The sequence below is a fragment of the Streptomyces sp. NPDC001351 genome, from assembly GCF_042896045.1.
In the GTDB taxonomy this organism is placed as follows: domain Bacteria; phylum Actinomycetota; class Actinomycetes; order Streptomycetales; family Streptomycetaceae; genus Streptomyces.
This window is the reverse complement of the sequence record NZ_JBIAWS010000010.1, coordinates 142524-161505: the sequence shown is the minus strand read 5'-3', so window position 1 is coordinate 161505 and position 18982 is coordinate 142524. Positions and strand designations below refer to the sequence as shown.

General features: G+C 70.1%; 18 protein-coding genes and 2 pseudogenes. 6 read left to right on the top strand and 14 right to left on the bottom strand.

Annotation, left to right across the window (positions count from 1 at the left end; all coding sequences use genetic code 11):
- Positions 1–19 precede the first annotated feature (19 nt).
- The gene (locus ACFY1U_RS33570) at positions 20–877 is read right to left on the bottom strand and encodes a PhzF family phenazine biosynthesis protein (RefSeq protein ID WP_390697916.1); all 858 of its coding nucleotides are present in this window, start codon (positions 875–877) and stop codon (positions 20–22) included.
- Positions 865–1758, bottom strand: a complete 894-nt coding sequence (gene nadC / locus ACFY1U_RS33565; RefSeq protein ID WP_390697915.1) for a carboxylating nicotinate-nucleotide diphosphorylase — start codon at positions 1756–1758, stop codon at positions 865–867. Before nadC ends, ACFY1U_RS33570 begins: the two co-directional genes overlap by 13 nt.
- Positions 1759–2143: 385 nt before the next feature.
- Here nadC and ACFY1U_RS33560 point away from each other — a divergent pair, with 385 nt between their 5' ends.
- On the top strand, positions 2144–2569 hold the full coding sequence (locus ACFY1U_RS33560; RefSeq protein ID WP_390697914.1) for a winged helix-turn-helix transcriptional regulator: 426 nt from the start codon (positions 2144–2146) through the stop codon (positions 2567–2569).
- A gap of 221 nt (positions 2570–2790) precedes the next feature.
- On the opposite strand, the gene ACFY1U_RS33555 is transcribed toward ACFY1U_RS33560, so the two are convergent.
- The 5 genes and pseudogenes from ACFY1U_RS33555 to ACFY1U_RS33535 form a co-directional block, all read right to left on the bottom strand.
- Positions 2791–3714 carry an NADP-dependent oxidoreductase gene (locus ACFY1U_RS33555; RefSeq protein ID WP_390697913.1) on the bottom strand — a complete coding sequence of 308 codons (924 nt, stop codon included), beginning with the start codon at positions 3712–3714 and terminating at the stop codon, positions 2791–2793.
- A 106-nt stretch (positions 3715–3820) separates the two neighbouring features.
- On the bottom strand, positions 3821–4216 hold the full coding sequence (locus tag ACFY1U_RS33550) for a MerR family transcriptional regulator (protein WP_390697911.1): 396 nt from the start codon (positions 4214–4216) through the stop codon (positions 3821–3823).
- Positions 4217–4247: 31 nt separating this feature from the next.
- The gene (locus ACFY1U_RS33545; protein WP_390697910.1) at positions 4248–4814 is read right to left on the bottom strand and encodes a transposase; all 567 of its coding nucleotides are present in this window, start codon (positions 4812–4814) and stop codon (positions 4248–4250) included.
- A gap of 102 nt (positions 4815–4916) precedes the next feature.
- Positions 4917–5129, bottom strand: a pseudogene (locus ACFY1U_RS33540) (transposase); the annotation flags it as partial.
- A gap of 167 nt (positions 5130–5296) precedes the next feature.
- A complete protein-coding gene (locus ACFY1U_RS33535; RefSeq protein ID WP_390697909.1) occupies positions 5297–5713 on the bottom strand; it encodes a nuclear transport factor 2 family protein in 417 nt (138 codons plus the stop codon).
- Positions 5714–6503: 790 nt separating this feature from the next.
- Between ACFY1U_RS33535 and ACFY1U_RS33530 the strand changes: the two genes are divergently transcribed.
- The 4 genes and pseudogenes from ACFY1U_RS33530 to ACFY1U_RS33515 form a co-directional block, all read left to right on the top strand.
- Entirely contained in the window at positions 6504–7628 is a 1125-nt protein-coding gene (locus ACFY1U_RS33530; RefSeq protein ID WP_390697908.1) for a sensor histidine kinase, read from the top strand.
- The gene (locus tag ACFY1U_RS33525) at positions 7625–8323 is read left to right on the top strand and encodes a response regulator (RefSeq protein ID WP_390697907.1); all 699 of its coding nucleotides are present in this window, start codon (positions 7625–7627) and stop codon (positions 8321–8323) included. The genes ACFY1U_RS33530 and ACFY1U_RS33525 overlap by 4 nt, the downstream gene beginning before the upstream one ends.
- Positions 8324–8864: 541 nt before the next feature.
- Complete coding sequence (locus ACFY1U_RS33520) at positions 8865–10409, top strand: alpha/beta hydrolase (RefSeq protein ID WP_390697906.1); 1545 nt, start codon at positions 8865–8867, stop codon at positions 10407–10409.
- A gap of 352 nt (positions 10410–10761) precedes the next feature.
- A pseudogene (locus tag ACFY1U_RS33515) lies at positions 10762–10971 on the top strand (IS481 family transposase); the annotation flags it as partial.
- A gap of 436 nt (positions 10972–11407) precedes the next feature.
- On the opposite strand, the gene ACFY1U_RS33510 reads toward ACFY1U_RS33515, so the two are convergent.
- From ACFY1U_RS33510 to ACFY1U_RS33485, 6 genes are all read right to left on the bottom strand, one after another.
- Positions 11408–11563 (bottom strand): hypothetical protein, encoded by a 156-nt coding sequence (locus tag ACFY1U_RS33510; protein ID WP_390697905.1) that lies wholly within the window; start codon positions 11561–11563, stop codon positions 11408–11410.
- Positions 11564–12404: 841 nt separating this feature from the next.
- Positions 12405–12677 carry a zinc-binding dehydrogenase gene (locus ACFY1U_RS33505; protein ID WP_390697904.1) on the bottom strand — a complete coding sequence of 91 codons (273 nt, stop codon included), beginning with the start codon at positions 12675–12677 and terminating at the stop codon, positions 12405–12407.
- Between the two features lie 304 nt (positions 12678–12981).
- Positions 12982–13668 (bottom strand): SDR family NAD(P)-dependent oxidoreductase, encoded by a 687-nt coding sequence (locus ACFY1U_RS33500; protein ID WP_390697903.1) that lies wholly within the window; start codon positions 13666–13668, stop codon positions 12982–12984.
- Positions 13669–13756: 88 nt separating this feature from the next.
- A complete protein-coding gene (locus tag ACFY1U_RS33495) occupies positions 13757–14524 on the bottom strand; it encodes a DUF899 domain-containing protein (RefSeq protein WP_390697902.1) in 768 nt (255 codons plus the stop codon).
- A 77-nt stretch (positions 14525–14601) separates the two neighbouring features.
- A complete protein-coding gene (locus ACFY1U_RS33490) occupies positions 14602–15291 on the bottom strand; it encodes a DUF2182 domain-containing protein (protein WP_390697901.1) in 690 nt (229 codons plus the stop codon).
- A 34-nt stretch (positions 15292–15325) separates the two neighbouring features.
- Entirely contained in the window at positions 15326–16063 is a 738-nt protein-coding gene (locus ACFY1U_RS33485) for an SDR family NAD(P)-dependent oxidoreductase (RefSeq protein WP_390697900.1), read from the bottom strand.
- Positions 16064–16228: 165 nt separating this feature from the next.
- On the opposite strand from ACFY1U_RS33485, the gene ACFY1U_RS33480 reads away from it, so the two are divergent.
- Positions 16229–17293 (top strand): sigma-70 family RNA polymerase sigma factor, encoded by a 1065-nt coding sequence (locus ACFY1U_RS33480; RefSeq protein WP_390697899.1) that lies wholly within the window; start codon positions 16229–16231, stop codon positions 17291–17293.
- 43 nt (positions 17294–17336) lie between these two features.
- Here the strand turns inward: ACFY1U_RS33480 and ACFY1U_RS33475 are convergent, their stop codons facing one another.
- The gene (locus ACFY1U_RS33475) at positions 17337–18959 is read right to left on the bottom strand and encodes an alpha/beta fold hydrolase (RefSeq protein ID WP_390697897.1); all 1623 of its coding nucleotides are present in this window, start codon (positions 18957–18959) and stop codon (positions 17337–17339) included.
- Between the last annotated feature and the right edge of the window lie 23 nt (positions 18960–18982).

The window sequence follows — 18982 nt, the reverse complement described above, 5'->3', positions numbered from 1 at the left end:
CGCCTTGAGCGCGCAGACCTCAGCGCATGACCGTGCGCACGATCGCTGCCTGGCCGCCGACTCGGATCCGGTGTCCTGTGCGGTCGCGGTGGACGGTCGCTGTAATGGTGGACGGGCAGCCGAGGTGGTCACCCATGTCGACAACGAGGTGGTGTGTGCCGAACCCGGCAGCATGCGCTGCCAGGCAGGCCGTGCTGTTGGCGTTGGCGATGTCCTCGGGAACGCCGATCGACGGGGCGAACATCCGGGCCGCTGCTCGGCCGTGTCGGTCCGGGGGCGAGTAGGCGTAGCAGCCCAGCAGACCGTAGCGGTCACAGGCTGAGCGCAACAGGGTTGAGTCCGGGGCGAGTTCGGCCAGCGCGGCGCGGGATCGGATGGGCAGCAGAAGCCTCGGCCGCCCGTTCGACGCCACGCAGGCGTCGCCGGCGAGCGCGTCCTCCGCCAGTCCGAGGCCGGCTGCGATTGCCCTCAGCTCGGGTCCACGGGCGCTACGCAGGCTGACCGGGCCCGGGTCGAACGACGCCGTCAGGCCGTCACCGTTTCGGCTTGCCCGACCCTCGAAGCTGCGGTGGGCCGTACGCAGGACGGCGCGGTAGTCGTGGTCGCCGTCTTCCCGTTCGGCAAGCACGGCGAGGGCGGCGACGGTGCCGTGGCCGCAGGCGGGCAGTTCGTCCTGGGCGGTGAAGAACCGCAGTGTGTACACGGGCCGACGACGCTCGATTCCGGTCGCGCGGAGGAAGACGGCGTGCGATGTTCCCAACTCCGCGGGAATGCGGCATCGCTCCTCGTCGGTGAACGGCGCATCATCCAGAACGGCGGTCGGGCTGCCACCCGCGCCGTCTCGCTGACACGCGTCGACGACCGCTACCTCGGACATGGCACCGGGCCGGTGGTCAGCAGCATGGTCAGGTCCAGTGCGGGCGCGCCGTGCGTCAACGCCCCGACCGAGATGAGGTCGACGCCCGTCCTGGCGATGGCGAGCACTGTGTCCAGGCTGATGGTGCCCGAGGCCTCCAGCAGGATCCGGGAAGCGTCGGCCCGCTCGGCCCGGACCTTCACGACCTGCTCGATGTCGGCGACCGGCATGTTGTCGAGCATGATCCAGCGGGCTCCGGCGTCGAGGGCTTCGACGGCCTGGGTGACGGTCTGCACCTCGACATCGCTCTCCGCGGTCTGCCCGGTGCGCGTCATCCCGCGCCTGACCGCCTCGATCGCGGCGGTCACCCCGCCCGCCGCGGCGATGTGGTTCTCCTTGAGCAGGACCATCGCCGCGAGATCGAGGCGGTGGTTGTGGCCGCCGCCGGCGGTGACCGCGTACTTGTCCAGGGCGCGCAGGCCCGGCGCCGTCTTGCGCGTGTCCAGGATGCGCGCCCCGGTCCCTGCCACGGCTTGGACGTAGCGGTCGGTCAGCGTCGCGATGCCGCACATGCGCTGCAGGAAGTTCAGCGCCGTACGCTCCCCGGTGATCAGGCTGCGCGCCGAACCGGACAGGTGCACCAGGATCTGCCCGTCGGCCAGTCGGGCGCCGTCGGCGACGGCCGGCTCGACCTTGACCTCGGGGTCGACCTGCGCGAAGACCTCGGCGACCACGGGCAGGCCGGCGGCGATGCCGCTGTGCCGCGTGCGGATCTCGGCCGTGGCCGCCAGGTCCTCGGGAACGCTCCACACGGTGGTGATGTCCTTCCCTGACGCGTCCTCGGCCAGGGCAGCAGCGGCGGCGGCCCGTGCTGCCGCCAAGGGAAACTCGGTCGTGGTCATCTGGTCTCCATCTCTGAGTGGACGTCGGCTTGGTGGCGGCCACCGCTGACGAGGCAGCACCGAAGTTCCGCTGGGCCGGTTCGCAGGACCTGGTGGATCCTGCACTCGATCTCCCACGTGCCGGTCACCCCTCCCCCGCCACGAACAGGTTCCGGGTGAGCCGTCCGTGCGACGCGGCACCGGATTCGAACTCGGGCGCCATGCGCATGTACCGGTCCTCCCGGCCGGTCTCGCCTCCGTCGCCCCGGGCCTTCAGGAACGCCTCTCACCCAGGTCGTCACGGCAGCTGCCACAACAACCGCCTCCGTTTCGATTTCCGAAGCGGTCACCGATGCTAGCGTGTCGGAATTCGAAGCATCAACCCTGGAGAGCTGGACATCCCGACATGGCAACACCCAGACCTGGCACCCCTGTTCGCGGCTCGACCACCGGCCGCCCCCTCATGGCCGCACTCGATCTGTTCGGGCGGCGGTGGAGTCTGCGCATCCTGTGGGAGCTTCACGCGGGTCCGCTTGGGTTCCGCCCCCTGCAGAAGCAGTGCGACGACATGTCCTCCAGCGTGATGCGGCAGCGCCTGACCGAACTGCTGGATGCCCAGGTCATTCACCAACTACCGGACAGCCGCTACGAGCTCACCCCGCTGGGACAGGAGGCACGCCACGCCCTCAACCCCCTCGCCCGCTGGGCGGAACGCTGGGCGGCCACGATCGACCCGCAAGGGGCGGACCACACCGACGACCAGTCCGCCAGCCGCGTCCCACATCCGGACACCGTCGACGACGGGACGCCGGAGAGGGGCTCCGCGGACTGACGCCCCACCTCGGATCGAAGGCGGGGCGGACCGCCGGGTCACGAGGTTGCCGCGGCTCGGCCGAGCGCCGGGTACAGGCGCGAAACCTCCGCCAATTGCCCGCGTACGCCTGGACGCCCTCAACCCCGTACAGGTGAACGTGCTCAGTTGACGATGCGCTGACCACGGGTTCTCGTCAGTCCGCACGGGACGGTCGACGGCGTCAGACGGCTGGGCACTTCTCACGCCACCTTGATGACAACCTTGCCCGAGGTGTGACCGGTCTCGACGGTAGCGAGGGCGGCCGGGGCGTCGGAGAGCGGATGGACCGCGGTGATGACGGGTGCGAGCAGTCCGTCGAGGGCCAGCCGGGCCGACCGCTCCAGGTTCTCGCGGTCGACGCGACGCTCGACGAAACGCCCACCGAGATCGAGCACAGACATATCACCCACCGCGATGACGTTGCGGGGATCCCGGGCCAGCGGAGCGACCGTCCGCAGCGAGGTGCCTCCGGCCAGGTCGACGATCCCGTCGAAGCCGTCCGGAACCAGCTCGCGTGCCGCGGCGACGACGTCCTCGGCGGTGTAGTCGATGAACCGCACCCCGATGGCCTCGGCGTGCTCGCGTTTGGCGGTACTCCCGGTGCCGATCACACGCAGCTCGCGCCCGACCGCCAGCCGGGCGACGGCGAGGCCGACCCCGCCCCCGACCCCGTTGACCAGGACCGTGGCACCGGCCGGGAGGCCGAGCTGGTCGAGCACGTCCACCGCGGTCGTCCCGGCCACTGGCAGCGTTGCCGCCACGGTCGCCGACAGACCCTCCGGGATGCGCGCGGTGTTCGGCGCGGACAGCACCGTCGTCTCGGCGTAGGTGCCGCCACCGGTGAGTGCGAAGCCGAAGACCGCGTCACCCACCTCGAGCCCGTTGACGTCCTCGCCCCGGGCGAGAACGGTTCCGGCTGCCTCCATGCCCAGCACGCGGGGAAACGGACGCCCGCCGTCGAGCCCGTCGACCAGACCCGAGCGCAGAAGGTGGTCGAGGGGATTCACGCCGGCGACGTCGACCCGGATCAGCACCTCGCCGCGACCGGGGACGGGATCGGGACGATCGAAGAACTCCTGCACCTCGGGCCCGCCATACCTGCCGAAACCCCACGCCTGCCCCATCTTCCGCCGCCTCACGTATGACCGGCCCGGTGATTCCGGGCGTTGTCGCCATCCTCACCTCTGACATTGATGTGAGGGGCAACCGGCTGAGAGGCAGATCACAGCATCAGGCCGACTGCGCCACCGGTTCCGGGGCCGTGGACAGCGCCGCCCGGTACCGACTGTTGGCCCTGATCAGCACGTCGAGTGCATCCCGGGTCTCGATCAGGTGCGCGATGTCGGCGTCGATCCGGTCGCGCTCGCGCATCATCGCCGTGAACGTCTCCTCGGCGACGCCCAGGTCACCCGGGACATCCACACACGGCAGCACAGTCGCGATCGCCCTGCTGGACATACCCGCGTCGAACAGCTGCCGGATGAGCGACACGCGCTGGACCGCAGCATCGGAATAGTGACGCTGCCCCGCGTCGGAGCGTGAACTGGTCAGCAGGCCCTGCTCTTCGTAGTACCGCAGTGAGCGCGGACTCACGCCCGTGCGCTTGGACAACTCGCCTATCCGCATCCCTGAGAGCCTACGCCCGCGCGCTCCAGGTTCAGGCCGTCGGCAAGTCACGGACACTCGCAACACCCCCCACGGCCGCCGGACTGTCGTCCCGGTCCCACGCCTGAGCACGTGCGTCTGTACACGCCTGAGCATATTTCTCAGTACGCCGACACCCATCCTCGTGGCCGTGTCCCGCGGGATGGTGTAGCCCATCAACTGGTAGGCGCGTTCGGGGCATTGGTTGGAGCCGGGGCGCTTTCGGGGAGTTCGGGGTAGAGCTGGTCCATGGTGCCTTCGGGAAGACGGCGAAGGCGGTCAGGTCACCCTTCGCTTCCACCAGCATCTCTTTGACCTTGGGGAACCAGCCGCCGAGCATGTCCGCGACGGTGTCGACCCGGGCCCTGAGCGCCGTCGGGCCCAGCTGGGCGAAGATCGTGCGGATCGTCGCGGCGACCATCTGACCGGCGTCCTTCGAGATCACGCCGAAGACGTTGCGGAGGAAGTGAACCCTGCGCCTTTGGTAGGCGGCGCCGAGCATCACCTCGCCGATCGCGGCGACCAGGCCGCTGTGGTGGTCGGCGATGACCAGACTGACCCCGGACCGGCCACCGTTCACGCAGGTGACACAGGAACTCGGTCCAGAATGCCTCGGTTTCACCGTCCCCGACCATCACACCGAGGATCTCCCGCCCGCCGTCCTCGGTGACACCGGTGGCGATCACACCGCCCGGGAGGCGATCTGATGTGGGACACGAGCCTTGCAGTACGTCGCGTCCAGGCAGATGCAGGCTGATGCCGTCGGCATCAGCCTTGACCTGCAGCTCTTCAAGATGCGGGGCCAGGTCCCGTCGATCTGCCAGCGCCGGAACACCGCATACACCGTCTCCCAGGGCCCGTACCGCTCGGGCACATCCCGCCACGGGGAGCCCGTGCGCGCCCGCCATCAGATCCCGCCGAAGACCTGCCGCCGATCCCGCAGCGGCCGGCCCATCTTCGGTATCGGCGGCAACACGGCTTCCAGCCGCTCCCACTGTGTATCCGTCAGATCGCCCCGAGACTTCTGAAGATCGTTTCACGGCCAGGGTGGACAGGAGCCCGTCAGCTCTGATCTGTGGTGGGCCGCCACGAACTGCCGGTCTCGCGTTCGAACGCCGGGCGCACGTCAACGGTGTCGTACACGATGCGCAGCGTGGCAATACGGCCGTCGTCGGCGAGCTCAGCCAGGTCCACCACGTCAAACGGCGCGGCAGCTCCGGACGGCAGGCGCCAGTCGAAGTGGAACCAGAACGAGATCAGTGCGGCCCCCTGCTGGGTCCGGCCCTCCGCCACCCCCAGCAGAGTCAGGCCCGCCCGGCTGGTATCGGCGAAGAGCTCGGCATAGAACTCCGTGGCCGGTCGAGGGCCGTACAGCGGAGAGTGCACCATCGCTCCAGGCGCGAACAACTCCAGCACCGCCTCGGTATCCGCCCGCTCCAGCGCCGAGAGGTAAGCCGACACAAGCTCAGCTGCAGTCACGATCACTCACTCAAGATCAGGCCAAATCGACAGCCCATGCTCTCATCCCACCACTTGCGCTCCGCCCATCAACCGGGACGACACCCCAACATCTCAGATACGTCAGAGAACCCAAGCTGTCGTCCGGGGCCACCGAAAGTTGATCAAGCCAACCGTGCCGGTCTCCGCTCCCGCCGCCCGCTGAAGTCCGGAATGAGGAGCCCCGCAACGCAATCGATCACATCGGCAAGCGCTCGACATGCTCAGCCACTTTTCAGCCGTCGCCGACACATCACCTCGTGCGAGGGTGAGCACCCCATGACGGGCTCCCGTTGCCGACATCCCGTTGGGCGGTCTGCGCCTTCGTTGCCGGAAAGCCACGGGCCGCGCCTCCTGCGCGTCGTCACCGACGGGTGGGCACCTGCCGCCTCCCCCGAGCGAGCTACCCGGCTGTCCTCTCCCGGGGGAGGCGACTCCCCCCACAGGACGCTAGGCTCACGGTCCAAGACGGTCCGGCCCGCGGTGCCGTGTGGTGCGGGTACTGAACAGGCGGTACCGAAAGGGCGGACGGCGCACGGAACCACGGCCCCGTCCCATGCCGTTCAGGGCGGGACCTACGGGATCGTGAAAGATGATGATGGAAGACCAAGCAGCGCCTGAACCATCGGGCTCGGCATCCCCCTCGCCAAGGGCGCGTGCCCAGGACGGGGGACTCTGCGCACGCGTGACCCCGGTGGCCGCCGCGGCCGACCGACTCCGCGTGCCGTCGCGGTGGTGGGGATCGCAGTCCGCCGTCACCAGGGACTGTGGAGTGGCGCTCGTCTTCACAGTGCTCTCGTTCGCGGCGCCGCTGTCGCAATTCGGGGTGCAGTTCGGTGACCTTCCCACCCGTGACGCCTCGCTCACGAGTGTGCTGCTGTCCCTGGGGCAGACTCTGCCGCTCGCGGTGCGCACCAGGTGGCCGGCCGTCTGTCTCGCGGTGGTGGGGACGTCGTTCGCGTCGTACGAGTGCCTGGGCTGTCCGCCGACCTTCGGCAGCCTGGGGCTGTATGTCGCGCTGTACTCAGCAGGCGCCCACCAGGACCGCTTCCGGCGGGTCGTACCCCTGACGGCGACCGGCGGGTACGTGGTCTTCGGCGTCGCCTTGCACGTGCTGGGCTCGCCCGAGAGCCTGACCGACTACCTGCTCTACTACATGGTCCTGGCGGTGGTGTGGGGTCTGGGTGTCCAGGTACGCGGGCGGCGGGCCCAGGAGGCCGAGCGCCGGCGCCTGTCCGCGCAGATGGCCATCGCGGCGGAACGCAGCCGCCTGGCCGGGGAGTTGCACGACGTGGTGACCCACCATGTGACCGCGATGGTGGTGCAGGCAGGTGCAGCGCAGTACCTCACCGAGTCCCCGGCCCGCCTCCATGAGGCCCTCGACGCCATCAGCGGCACGGGCCGCCACGCCCTGGCCGAGCTGCGGTTCCTGCTCGGCGTACTGGAGGCGACCGGTGATGCGGCGCCCCGGGAGCGGGCGCCGGTGCCGGGCCGGGTGCCTGATCTGGTGGAGCAGACACGAGCGGGCGGACAGCCGGTCGAGCTGGTCGAGGACGGAGAGCAGCCGGCCATGGCCACAGGTGCCCAACTCACGGCGTATCGCGTCGTGCAGGAATCCCTGACGAACGCCGTGAAGTATGCCGCGGGCCGGCGGACGCTGGTACGGCTCGCGCACACCCCCGACTGGACGGACGTCGAGGTCACCACCGCGGGGACGGCGGCCGGCGCTCGCGCGTCCGCAGCCCCGCTGGGCGGCGGCCCGCACGTCTCGGGCGGCCGGGGCCTGGCCGGGCTTCGGGAACGGGTGGAGATGCTGGGGGGCGAGTTCGCGGCGGGGCCCTGCCCGCAGGGCGGGTTCCGGGTGCACGCACGCATCCCGGCGGGAGGTGCCGCATGAGCCTTCCGCCCCCTGCGATCAGGGTGCTGGTGTGCGAGGACCAGGCCCTCGTGCGTGCCGGGTTCGTCACGATCCTCTCCGCCCAGCCCGACATGGAAGTCGTGGGCGAGGCCGTGAATGGCCGGGAGGCGATCCACAGCGCGCTGGAGCTGAAGCCGGACGTCGTCATCATGGACATCCGCATGCCCCTGCTCGACGGGATCGAGGCCACCCGCATCCTGGCGGGGCCCGACTCCGCCAGCCCCGCCAGGATCCTTGTCGTGACGACCTTCAACGTCGACGAGTACGTGTACGAGGCGCTGCGCGCCGGCGCCAGCGGCTTCCTGCTGAAGGACGCCCCGCCGCCCGAACTGATCAACGCGGTACGCGTCGTCGCCCGCGGCGAGTCCCTCCTGGCCCCCGCCGTCACCCGCACCCTGATCGGCCGCTTCGCCGAACGTGTACGTCCCTCCGCCGCCCCCGCCTCCCCCGAGCGCGAGCGCCTCAAAGTCCTCACTCCCCGCGAGCACGAGGTCCTGCTCCTTCTCAGCGATGGCCTGTCGAACGCCGAAATCGCCACCGAACTGGTCATCAGCCACGAGACCGTGAAGACCTACGTCTCGCGCATCCTCACCAAACTCGACCTCCGCGACCGCGTCCAGGCGGTGGTCCTGGCCTACCGGGCGGGGTTGGCGAGGCGCGGCAACCAAGCCTGACGGCCCTGTGACGCGGTCACGGCCCGGCACACGCGGGGCCATGACCGCGCCCTTTCCTGGCCGCCCGTCCCGCCGAGGCCGTATCCAGAGCATGGACCGGCTCGCCCGACCGGCGTGCTCTCCGCCTTGCGTGGCTCTCCGGTCCACCAGAACCGGGCCACCCGCGTCGTTGCCCCACCCGCCGTATGTCGACAGAAGCCGGATGCCCGACAGCGCTGTCCGCTTGTTCGGACGCTTGCGCTTGGGGTGATCCGTGCGGCGCGGCAAGCTCGCAGCAGCGGCTCGGTCCGCGCCCACAGCTCATCCGAGACCCCACGGCGGCCGCTCCGTTCCAAGGGGGCGGCCCAGGGTCCCCCGAGCGAGCTACCTGTTTTGTCCTCTCTGCCGTGACCCGCTCCACCGGTGGTCGCCTGTTGACTCGAATCGTCAACACAACGGCCAAAAAAGGCCGACCATCCGAGTAGCCAAGGACAACGCCATGACCGCGACACGCAATTGCCCGAAGCAAGGTTTTCCCAGAGGGCGCCGAATCGCCGCGGCTGTGCTGGTTTCCACGCTGGCAGGAACCGCACTGGTCGCGTGTGGTGCCGACGCCAAGGGCGCGCTGCCGGCCAAGATCTCCGGCAAGAGCGCCGGCGACACTGCGGGTGGCGCCAAGATCACCTGGGGCACGTGCCCGGCGCCGACCGAGGGACAGCCCCGGGACCCCCACTTGGCCTGCGGGACGTTGGAGGTGCCCTTGAACTACCAGAACCCGGGCGGCACGAAGATCGACATAGCGGTGTCCCGGCTGACCACCGCAAAGCCCGGCAAGCGACATGGTGTCCTGCTGCTGAATCCCGGTGGGCCGGCCCTCGGCGGTCTCGACATGCCCGAGACCATGGCTTCCACACTGCCGAAGTCCGTGCGGGACCGCTACGACCTGATCGGATTCGACCCGCGTGGAGTCGAACACAGCACCCCGCAGAGTTGCGGTCTGAAGGACCCCAGTGTGTCCGGGCTCTTCCCCTATCCCGCCGCGGACGGCTCGATCACCAAGAATGTGGCCCTCGCCCAAGCCGACGCCGCGCAGTGCGCCGACACGGTGGGCAAGAACCTGCGGTACTACAACACCGCCAACACCGCCCGTGACATGGACCGCATCCGCCAGGCGCTCGGTGAGAAGAAACTCTCCTACTGGGGCCAGTCCTACGGCACCTACCTCGGCGCCGTCTACCGCTCCCTCTTCCAGGACCACACCGACCGGATGGTCCTGGAAGGCAACGTCGACCCCGCCAAGGTATGGGCCGACCAGGTCGCGGACACCTGGGGCAAGGGCATGGCCGACCGGTTCCCCGACGCCGCCCGCGTCGCCGCGGCGCAGGACAGCACCCTCAAGCTGGGCACGAACGTCGCGCAGGTGACCCACACCTATCTCGCCCTCGCCGACCGGCTCGACCGCACGCCCGCGGCGATTGCAGGCGCATCGGTGTCGCTGGACGGGGCGCTGCTGCGGAACATGACCTACGCCCTGCTTCTGCACAACAACACGCTTCCCGTCCTCGCCAAGTTCTGGAAAGCCGCCGCCGACCTCGCCGAGGGCAGCACCACGGCCGCCGACACCGCGGTCCTCAAGGAGGTGTTCGCCGACACGCCGTTGTCCCCGGGTATCCCCGCGGACAACCAGGCCACCATGTTCATGGCTCTCACCTGCGGCGACGCCGAATGGCCGCACGACGTCGACGGCTACGCCGCCCGCACCGCAGCCGACCGCGAGAAGTGGCCTCTCACCGCGGGGATGCCCGCCAACATCTGGGCATGCGCATACTGGGACAAGCCGGTTGAGGCGACCGTCAAGGTGGTGCCCGGTGGCCCACGCAACACCCTGATCCTGCAGAACCGCCGGGACAACGCCACCCCGTGGGAAAGCGGCATCGGACTGCACAAGGCCCTCAGTGGCGGCTCCGCCTTCGTCGGTGTGGACAACGGCGGGCACTACGTCTTCAACGAAGGCTCCGCCTGCGCCGACAAGGCCACCGTCGGCTTCCTGACCACCGGCCACCTGCCGGACAAGGACGTCTACTGCACCGACGTCACCCAGAAGTAGCCCGCCGGAACGGGGTGTTCTCCTCTGTGGCCCGTTGTCCGGTCGGAGTCGCCTCGCTGAGGCCGGCAGAAGCCGTCTCCACCATCACGGCGATGACAGAGAGCCGCTTCGTCGGCATTCGAAACAGCCCCGAGGAGCATGTCCACTCGTCATCCTGCCGCAGCAAGGGCTCCAAGCGCCCGGCAGAGCAGCTGAGGCTCGGTCAGGACTGGCTACGGGCGTTCCGGCGGTTGCATTTTGGTGAGCAGCCCGAACAGGGCCCCTGTTCCTCCGGATCGAGCCCCCGAAGAGGCCCGCAAACGTGGAGCCGAGGACCGCCAACTGCTTCCGCACGCTCGCTGACGCCCGCCCCCGCCTTCGCAGGGGCTCTGGCCACAAGGCGCTCGGCCGGGCCGCCAGCCGCACCAACCAGGCTCGCGCGGGCCACGGTTACCGGTACCTGCATTCCGCCCTCGACGACCACACACGCCGGGCCCACACCGGGCATGTGCCCGATGAAACAGCCCCGACCTGCGCGGTTTTCCTGGCGCGGGCCATCGCATGGTTCGCCGTCCGAGGAGTCTGGGGCAGGTGCACCAAAGACGAGTGCGGCGTGTGGTGGTAGTAGTCGAACTCCCACTGCCACTCCGCCGCGAAAGGGAAGGGCTGAGAGGGCACGCGTACGGCGGCGCCTTCGAACGGCTCCGGACTCATCCAGCAGTCCGCTGAGCGACCGGCAGGCGTCGCAGCGTTGCCGGCACCTAGGTACCGGCTGGCACGGAGCTGGCTGCGCCTGGCTGGAGGAGCGGCGGATGGGCTCGCTTTCGAGGAGTTGAAGGCCCGCGAGGCGGAGGCCCTGGCGCGGGTGGAGGAGTTGAAAGCCGGGCTCGCTGAGACATCGGAAAGCTTGGCACCCCTCGGGAGGCGCTGGAGCGTCCGCGGATGGCGCGGGCCGTACACAGCATCGCCGCCACCACCTGTCGCACACCCGCCCCCTGGTCGGCACAGCCCGCTCCGCCCTACCGCAGCCACCAGTCCTGGTTGGCCGCCCCGGTGCACGGCCAGATCCGCGCCCGCACCCCATACGCCCACGAGTTGCCCATGACGTCCAGACACGTGGTGGCCGCCGTGCTCACGACATCACCGCTCGACGCGATGGATGACTGCCGCTGCACACCGGTTCCCTTGCACCGACCGGGTCCGCCGCGCTCTCGTGCGGGCACCGGCGTCCGCAGGTCCGCTCCGGCGAAGAGTCAAAACATCTGCGAGCCTGGTCCTGGCATGTGACCTGCCCGGGCTGCAACGCGAAGGTCGGCGCCGCACCTGCGCCGGCCGCCCCACCAGCCACACCGTGGCCGCAGGGGCGTAGCGCCGATGAGCCGAAGCTCGAGGAACCCGTTCGGGTGATCTCCGCGTGAGTCGTGGCGGGACTCGGGGAGGGACTCGTCTCTGGTGACGGGACAGGTGAAGCGCTTGTCGGCGGCTGCCGTATGAGCTGCGCTCAGGACGGCAGCGCGGCGAAGCGGCATGCACAGTATCCGTATGAACACACAGATGCACTGGCCGAAGAAAGTCATTCTGCGAACGCTCACAGTTGGTGCTGCCTTGATCTTTGCTCTTGCAGCAGAGTCGGCGACAGCCGCGTCCGCTGCCCCCGCGTCGCTCACCCCGCACGTCGTCTCAAGGGCATCGGCCGCCGGTGGCGACGGGAGTGTCGCCAACTGCGTCGTCACGGTCTGGGTCCCGGTCTGTCTGTGACAGCTGTGACAGCTGCGGCAGTAGGCCCCCAGCCAGCCGGTTCAAAGAAGCTGCGCCATCTTGAAGCAGCTGATCGGGGTGGTGGCGTGGGGGTATCGCCGTGCGTCGAGCGGAGTTGGACGGACTCGAAGAACAGCTGGTCAGGTCCTCACGCTGCGCGGGCCGGCCATGCCGCGGCCACCGCCTTCCACGACCCCGATCTCGTGCGGCGGTTCGGGCTGCCTGCCCGGATCTGAACGCTCATGGCGAAGCGTGCGGTCAGAGGGTGAGGACGGCCTTGCCGTCGATGCGGCGGTCGCGCAGGGCGGCGAGCGCGTCGTCGAGCTTCGTCCAGTCCTCGACCAGGCTGAGTGTGGGATGGAGCCGATCGGCGGCGACCATCTCTGCGAGCGTGCGCAGGTCGTCGGCGGGCGGCCGGGGATGGGCGTAGGAGAGATCGAGCCGAGATCGGCACCGGTGCGCCTTCCTGGACAGTGCTCTATCGCGCGGCCGCGGAGGTCGTCCCGGTCCGGCGCGTAGCCGTACGGCCACTCGCCGGACCGGGGGTGATCACCGCCCTCGCCGTCCTGCCAGGACCTCCGGGGCCCGCGGTGCGGCGGCTCCTGGAGTCGGTCCACGCGGATACGGACTGAGGGGCGGGGTGCCCGCCCCTCAGTCGAATCAGCCTGTCCCGCGGTCAGGTCGGCATGTCCGCGGTCGAATCAGCCCCTCCCGCGGCCAGGTCGGCCTCTCCCGCGGTCAGGACCAGCCTGTTCCGCAGGCAGATCGGCCCGTCCTGCCGTCAGGATCCGCCCGGCCAGTGGCCAGGGATCGGCCCGCGCCTACGGGCAGGGGATCAGAGGGCCTCAAGTCCCTTGCCCGTCACGGCCACCATTGTCTGCCGACGGTGTTCCTCGCCGGAGGCGATCTCGAGGACGGCACGGGCGACCCCGGCGGCGTCGAGCGGTACCGGGTAGCGGTCCTTGAGATAAGCCTCCGCCGACTGGCCACTCTCGGCACCGTACGCGGCGGCCGCGGCCTCACCGATCGTGGTGCCCACCAGCAACTGGCCCGGGACCAGGGCGACGAACCGGATGCCGAGTCCGCGGGCGTCGGCGGCGGACTGGAGGTAGGCGGCCAGGAACATCTGTGTCCGCTTGGCGCCCGCATAGCCGCCCGACAGCGGTGAGCCGCCGAGTCCCGCCCCACTCGACACGATCACCACTGTCGAGTCCGCCCGCAGCGGGCGTGCCAGTGCGGCCCGGCCCACCTCGAAGGCGATCTTGACGTCGACGTTCCAGGGCGCCGAGAACGACTCCCAGCTCTGCTCCCCGATGGGCGCCATCCGCGGACGCGTCCCCGCGGTGACCACGACGAGCTCCGGGTCGGCCTCGTCGAGGAGCGCGGCGACCTGCGCGGGATCCGTGGCGTCCCGCTCGTGGCCGGTGGCCAGGACGTCGACTCCGGCGGCGGTGAGGGCATCGGCGGTGGCGCGGCCCACGCCGCTGCCGGCGCCGATGACGAGGGCGTTGCGGATGGTCATGGTGTTCCTCCGCGAAGGGTCGAAGGCGTGGACCGGCGCTCGCGCGCCACCGGACTCGTGAATTCGGCAGTGATGCCGTCGATGCGTGTCAGTGGCTGCCGTACTCGTCGTGACGGTGCCACCACATGCCGGTCTCGTTGCGGCCGAGCGGGGCGCGGTCGAGCCACTGGTACATGCCCCACAGGCCGTCGATGCCGCGCTCGTACGCCGAGTAGGTGTGGTAGACCACCCCGTCCTCGCGTGCGAACGCGCTCAGTCCCGGTCCCTCTCGCCGGTACGTGTCCCAGTCTGTTCCCATGCTCGACGCGAACTCGGCGAGCTGGACGCCCAGTTCGCCGGACGGCAGCCGGAAGTCCCTGTTCTCACGGTAGTTGTACGTGACGGCTCCCGCGCGCCACTCCTCCTCGGTGTGGGCCACCCCGAAGTCGTAGTTGAAGTCGCTGCCGTACGACGACGCCCAGGGGAAGTGCCACCCCATCCGCCGCTTGTACGCCTGCAGTTTCGCAAGCGGTGCCCGCGATACCGCGCAGAGCGTGACGTCGTGATGCGCGAGGTGGACGACGGAGCCGTCGAAGCCGTCCGCGATCGCCGAGCAGGACCGGCATCCCGCCTTGTATTCGGGCCCGAACATGAAGTGGTAGACGAGGAGTTGGGAGCGCCCGGCGAAGAGGTCGTCAAGGGACGCCGGGCCCTCTTCGGTCTCGAAGCGGTACTCCTTGTCGACACGGACCCACGGCAATTCCTGCCGTCGCCGCGCCAGTTCGTCGCCACGCCGGGTCAGCTCCTTCTCGGCTTCGAGCAGGTCCAGCCTGGCCGCGAGCCACTCCTCATGGGTTCCCGTCTTGTGGTCGGTCATGGTCTCTCTCCTTCTAGTGCTTCTTGTCGCTTCTTCTTGTCCATTGGATGTGTGCGGTCCGCGGCGCCGATGACGTCTCACATCGGTGGCATGAGACCGGGAACGGACGAGGGCGCGGCGAGGATCAGCAGTCCGAGTCCGACGATCGCCAGCCCCGACGGCACATCGAGGGCGGCTCTCGCGGGCAGCAGCTTCTGCGCGAGGACGAGGACGGCGACCAGGGACATCCAGGTGAGGCTCATGACGCCCAGCGCGAGCAGCATCAGCATCAGCCCGATGCACGAGCCGACGCAGGAGAGCCCGAACGCGAGCCCGGAACGGACTCCCTCGTGGCAGTGCCGCCGGAAGTGCCGCTTGAGCGGCGTGAGTTCGTAGGCGCCCGCCGCGATCACCGCCACGCCGGCGGTGAACGACCCGTGCGGCCGGTACACCGCGTACCCGGCGACGCCGACGAGGGCCCAGACGGCGAGATACGCCCCGACGAACAGCGGCACGGCGGTCCATCCGCGACCGCCGTGGGCGTGGGCGTGCCGCAGGGCCGCCGGTGTGGCGCCCGGCAGCATCATCGCCGCCATCATCGGAACCCACAGGGCGGCGAAGGAGCCGAACGAACCGAGCCGGGTCGCCGCACCCATGTCCATCGCCCCGTTCATCTGCCGGACCGCGACGGCCCAGGACGCGGCGGTGAGCCCGAGCATCGCCATGGCGGTGAGCCCGAGTGTCGCCGTCGGCACAACCGCGGTCGCGGGCGCCCGGGTCCTCGTCACGCCGCCGACTTCTGCGCCGGCTCGGCCCACCGGGTCAGGACTTGTCACGCTGCGCCGCCGAGAAGTCCGCCAACTGCAGCTCCAGAGCCTTGGCCACGCCTGTGCGCCAGCCCTCGGCCAGCGACTGGGACGCGGGATCGGGGAAGATGTCCTCCTCGTCCTTCTCCACCCCGTCGAAGACGGCCCGCGCGACGGACTGGGCGGACGCCTTCGGGGCGTCGATACCCCTGCTCATCTCGGTGTCCACGGGGCCGGTCAGCACGGCGTGCACACGCACACCCTGTTCCGCCAGCAGGGTGCGCAGCGACTGTGTCAGGGAGAACGCGGCCGCCTTGGAGACCGAGTAGGACGCAATCAGCGGGAAGGGGGCGAGGCTGTTGATCGACAGGTTGTTGACGATCGCTCCCTTGGAGCGGAGCAGCAGCGGGAGGAACGCCCCCGTCACCTCATAGGTGCCGAAGAGATTGACGGCGAGGTGCCGTTCGAGGACGGAGCGGTCGCTCAGGTCGTCGTACAGCGCGATGCCGGCGTTGTTGACGAGCACGTCGAGGACGCCGTGCGATGCGACCTCCTCGGCGGCCCGGCGCAACTGGTCCGCGTCGGTCACGTCCAGCCTCAGGGGAGTGACCCGCTCGTCCGGGTGGTCCAGCGGCACGCGCGTACCGGCGTACACCCGCGCCGCGCCCCTCCTCAGGGCCTCCTCGACCAACGCCCGGCCGATGCCGCGGTTGCCCCCTGTGATCAGTACTGCACTGCCCGCGATGTTCGCCATGGTGACGATCTCCTTCGTCCCTCGTGAAATGCGGTGTGGAAACCGGTGTGAAATGCCGTCGCTTGTTGAGACACGGCCGCATCGAGAAAGTCACCGATGACTTTTCGGCCCGGACGGTGTCCTTACCGGGAGGACGAATCGACGAGGCGAAGCGAGGATGTCGTGGTGATCGAATCGACCCTGGCGCGGGCGCGGGCGGGAGACGGGGAGGCGTTCCGCGAGCTCACCGAGCCCTACCGGCGTGAGCTCCAGACGCACTGCTACCGGATGCTCGGCTCCGTGCAGGACGCGGAGGACACGGTCCAGGAGACCCTGCTTGCCGCCTGGCGCGGGCTCGGGGGATTCCAGGGGCGGGCCTCGGTACGCGCCTGGCTGTACCGCATCGCGACCAACCGCTGCCTGAACGCGCTGCGCGACACGGCCCGCCGCCCCCGCCCCCAGCAGCCTCCGGCCGGCCCCCCGCCCGACGTGCCCGAGCCGACGCGCCGCTTGGAACCGCTGTGGTTCGAGCCCTACCCGGACACCCTGCTGGAGGACCTGCCGGACACGGCGCCGGGACCGGACGCCCGCTACGAGTCGAGGGAGTCGCTGGCCCTGGCCTTCGTGGCAGGACTCCAGCGTCTGCCGCCGCGGCAGCGCGCGGTGCTGGTGCTGCGCGACGTGCTCGGTTTCCGCACGGCGGAGGTGGCCGACCTGCTCGACAGCAGCGGCGTCTCGGTGAACAGCGCCCTGCAGCGGGCGCGCGCGGCCCTGGACGGCCAGTTGCCCGCGCGCGACCGCGACCGGGCGCCCCTGCCGCGCTCACCGCGTGAACGCGAGCTCGTCGGGCGGTTCGTGGACGCGATGGAGAACTCCGACGTCGACGGGCTGGTCGCCCTGCTGGCCGATGACGCCTGGCTGACGATGCCGCCCGAGCCCCTCGAGTACCAGGGACGCGAGGCCATCGCCCGGTTCTACGAAACCCTCGCCTGGTGGGGCGGCAAGGCGCTCCGGCTGGTGCCCGCGCGGGCGAACGGCCAGCCGGCGTTCGGCTCCTACCTGCGCGATCCCACCAGCCCGATCGCGCACGCCTACGGGCTGGTGGTGCTCTCCCTGGAGGGCGACCGGATCTCCGCCATCACCCGCTTCGGTGACAACGGCCTCTTCCCACGGTTCGGACTGCCCCGAACGCTCCGCGACCAGGCCTGCAGCGGGAGCAGTCGCTCTGTGCTGCACCACGGCGGCCACTGAGCACGCCTCCTCGGGTGGGTGTCGGTCGAGTGATCCGGCGCGGTCAGCCGTATCGGTGCAGCAGTCCGTCCACGTACGCCTCCAGCCGCTGTCCCAGCCCCTCGGACGTCAGGTCGTCGCGCCCCAGGTCGCGCCACGGTCCGGCGAGCTTCACCGCCTCGGGGCAGTAGTGCAGCGCGTCGAGCAGCCGCCAGTACAGGTGGTCGGGGTCGCTGGCCAGGCCGCGGCCGCCGTGTGCCTCGTACCGCTCGCGGAAATCCAGCCCGTACGCCGGGCCGTGCAGCAGCGCGAGCGCGGTCGAGCAGTGCGCCACGTCCAGGTCGGCAGGTCCCCACGAGGTCTCGACCCAGTCCACGACACCGGTGATCCGCAGCCGAGCCCCGCTTCCCGTGAAGAGCACGTTCCCGGGGTGGAAGTCGCGGTGCAGAAAGCAGCCATCGTACGGCGGCGGGTCGCGGCGGATCACGTCCACGGCCCGCTCCCACAGGGGGCCGTCCGGGGTGCGGACGCGCTCCGGGGATGTCCACGCCTGGTACGTGCGTGGTCTCTCGTCGGGGACGACGCCGTGCACGCGGACGAGCTGGGCCGCGAGCAGGTCCAGGCGCCGGTCGAGGTCGTCCTCGTCGACGCGGACGCGGCCCGGCAGCGCGGACATCAGCAGGGTCGGATGGTCGCAGTGTTCGGCCGTGGCGTCCACGGCGACGAGACCGGGCGCCGGGATGCCCTCCTGCCCGGCGAGCATCGCCAGGACAGAGGCCTCACGAGCCAGCAGCCCGGGCCCGGCATGGCGGAAGAACGGCTTCACGAAGGTCCGTTGCACCAGTGCCGTGCTGTCGTCGAGCGTGAGCCGGCGCATCTGGGAGCTCCAACCGCCGTACAGGGGACGGGCGTCGGCGATCGAGCGGCCGTGGCCGAGCTGCTTGGCCACCCACGCACGCGTGGCCGTCCAGCCCCGGTCGTCGAGACCGGTCAGCACCGCCTCCACGAACTCCCGCCGGTCCTCGCCGTGATCGCGGAACCACAGCCCCAGCTGGTGCTGCGCGTCCGGAAGGTCGAACCGCGTGTACTGGGCACGCGCGGCCAGCACCTCCTGCACGGCCTCCGTCACCGCGGGCGGGATCACCGTGTCCGTGCCCGGTACGGCGAGCACCGCCCGGCCCTCGTAGGCCCGCAGCACCTCCAGCGCGGGCGCCTCACGCCAGCTGTCCGACCGCCGGATGATCCCGCTGAACCGGCCGCCTCCTTGCTCGAAGGGCACGTCCCACGCCTCGGCGGCATATACGGCGGGCGCGCACAGCCCCAGCGCCGCCACCCGATCCCCGTAGTGCCGGACGAGATCCGCCACCGTCTGCCCGCTCATGCTGAAGCCCACCAGGACCAGCGGTCCGTCCGCGCCCGCGTAGGCGTCGATCACTGATACGGCCTGCTCGAACCGCAGCCGCAGGCTCGACTCGCTCAGTCTGCCGGTGCTTTCGCCATGGCCCGAGAAGTCGAAGGCGATCCCGCGACATCCGTGAGCCACGAACTCCCGTACCAGCGGGAGCAGTCGCTCTGTGCTGCTGGTGCCTGCCCCGTGCAGCACTACGGCGGCGGTCGTGGATGGATCACCGCCGTACACACCTCTGAGCAGTTCGCCTTCGTGGTCGTGCGTGAAGTCGAGGACCATGCCCCCTATTCACTCACGCCTAC

Coding starts and splice junctions, on each gene's coding strand:
- ACFY1U_RS33570 (WP_390697916.1), bottom strand. CDS start 877: ATGTCCGAGGTAGCGGTCGTCGACGCGTGTCAGCGAGACGGCGCGGGT.
- nadC (WP_390697915.1), bottom strand. CDS start 1,758: ATGACCACGACCGAGTTTCCCTTGGCGGCAGCACGGGCCGCCGCCGCT.
- ACFY1U_RS33560 (WP_390697914.1), top strand. CDS start 2,144: ATGGCAACACCCAGACCTGGCACCCCTGTTCGCGGCTCGACCACCGGC.
- ACFY1U_RS33555 (WP_390697913.1), bottom strand. CDS start 3,714: ATGGGGCAGGCGTGGGGTTTCGGCAGGTATGGCGGGCCCGAGGTGCAG.
- ACFY1U_RS33550 (WP_390697911.1), bottom strand. CDS start 4,216: ATGCGGATAGGCGAGTTGTCCAAGCGCACGGGCGTGAGTCCGCGCTCA.
- ACFY1U_RS33525 (WP_390697907.1), top strand. CDS start 7,625: ATGAGCCTTCCGCCCCCTGCGATCAGGGTGCTGGTGTGCGAGGACCAG.
- ACFY1U_RS33500 (WP_390697903.1), bottom strand. CDS start 13,668: ATGACCATCCGCAACGCCCTCGTCATCGGCGCCGGCAGCGGCGTGGGC.
- ACFY1U_RS33495 (WP_390697902.1), bottom strand. CDS start 14,524: ATGACCGACCACAAGACGGGAACCCATGAGGAGTGGCTCGCGGCCAGG.
- ACFY1U_RS33485 (WP_390697900.1), bottom strand. CDS start 16,063: ATGGCGAACATCGCGGGCAGTGCAGTACTGATCACAGGGGGCAACCGC.
- ACFY1U_RS33475 (WP_390697897.1), bottom strand. CDS start 18,959: ATGGTCCTCGACTTCACGCACGACCACGAAGGCGAACTGCTCAGAGGT.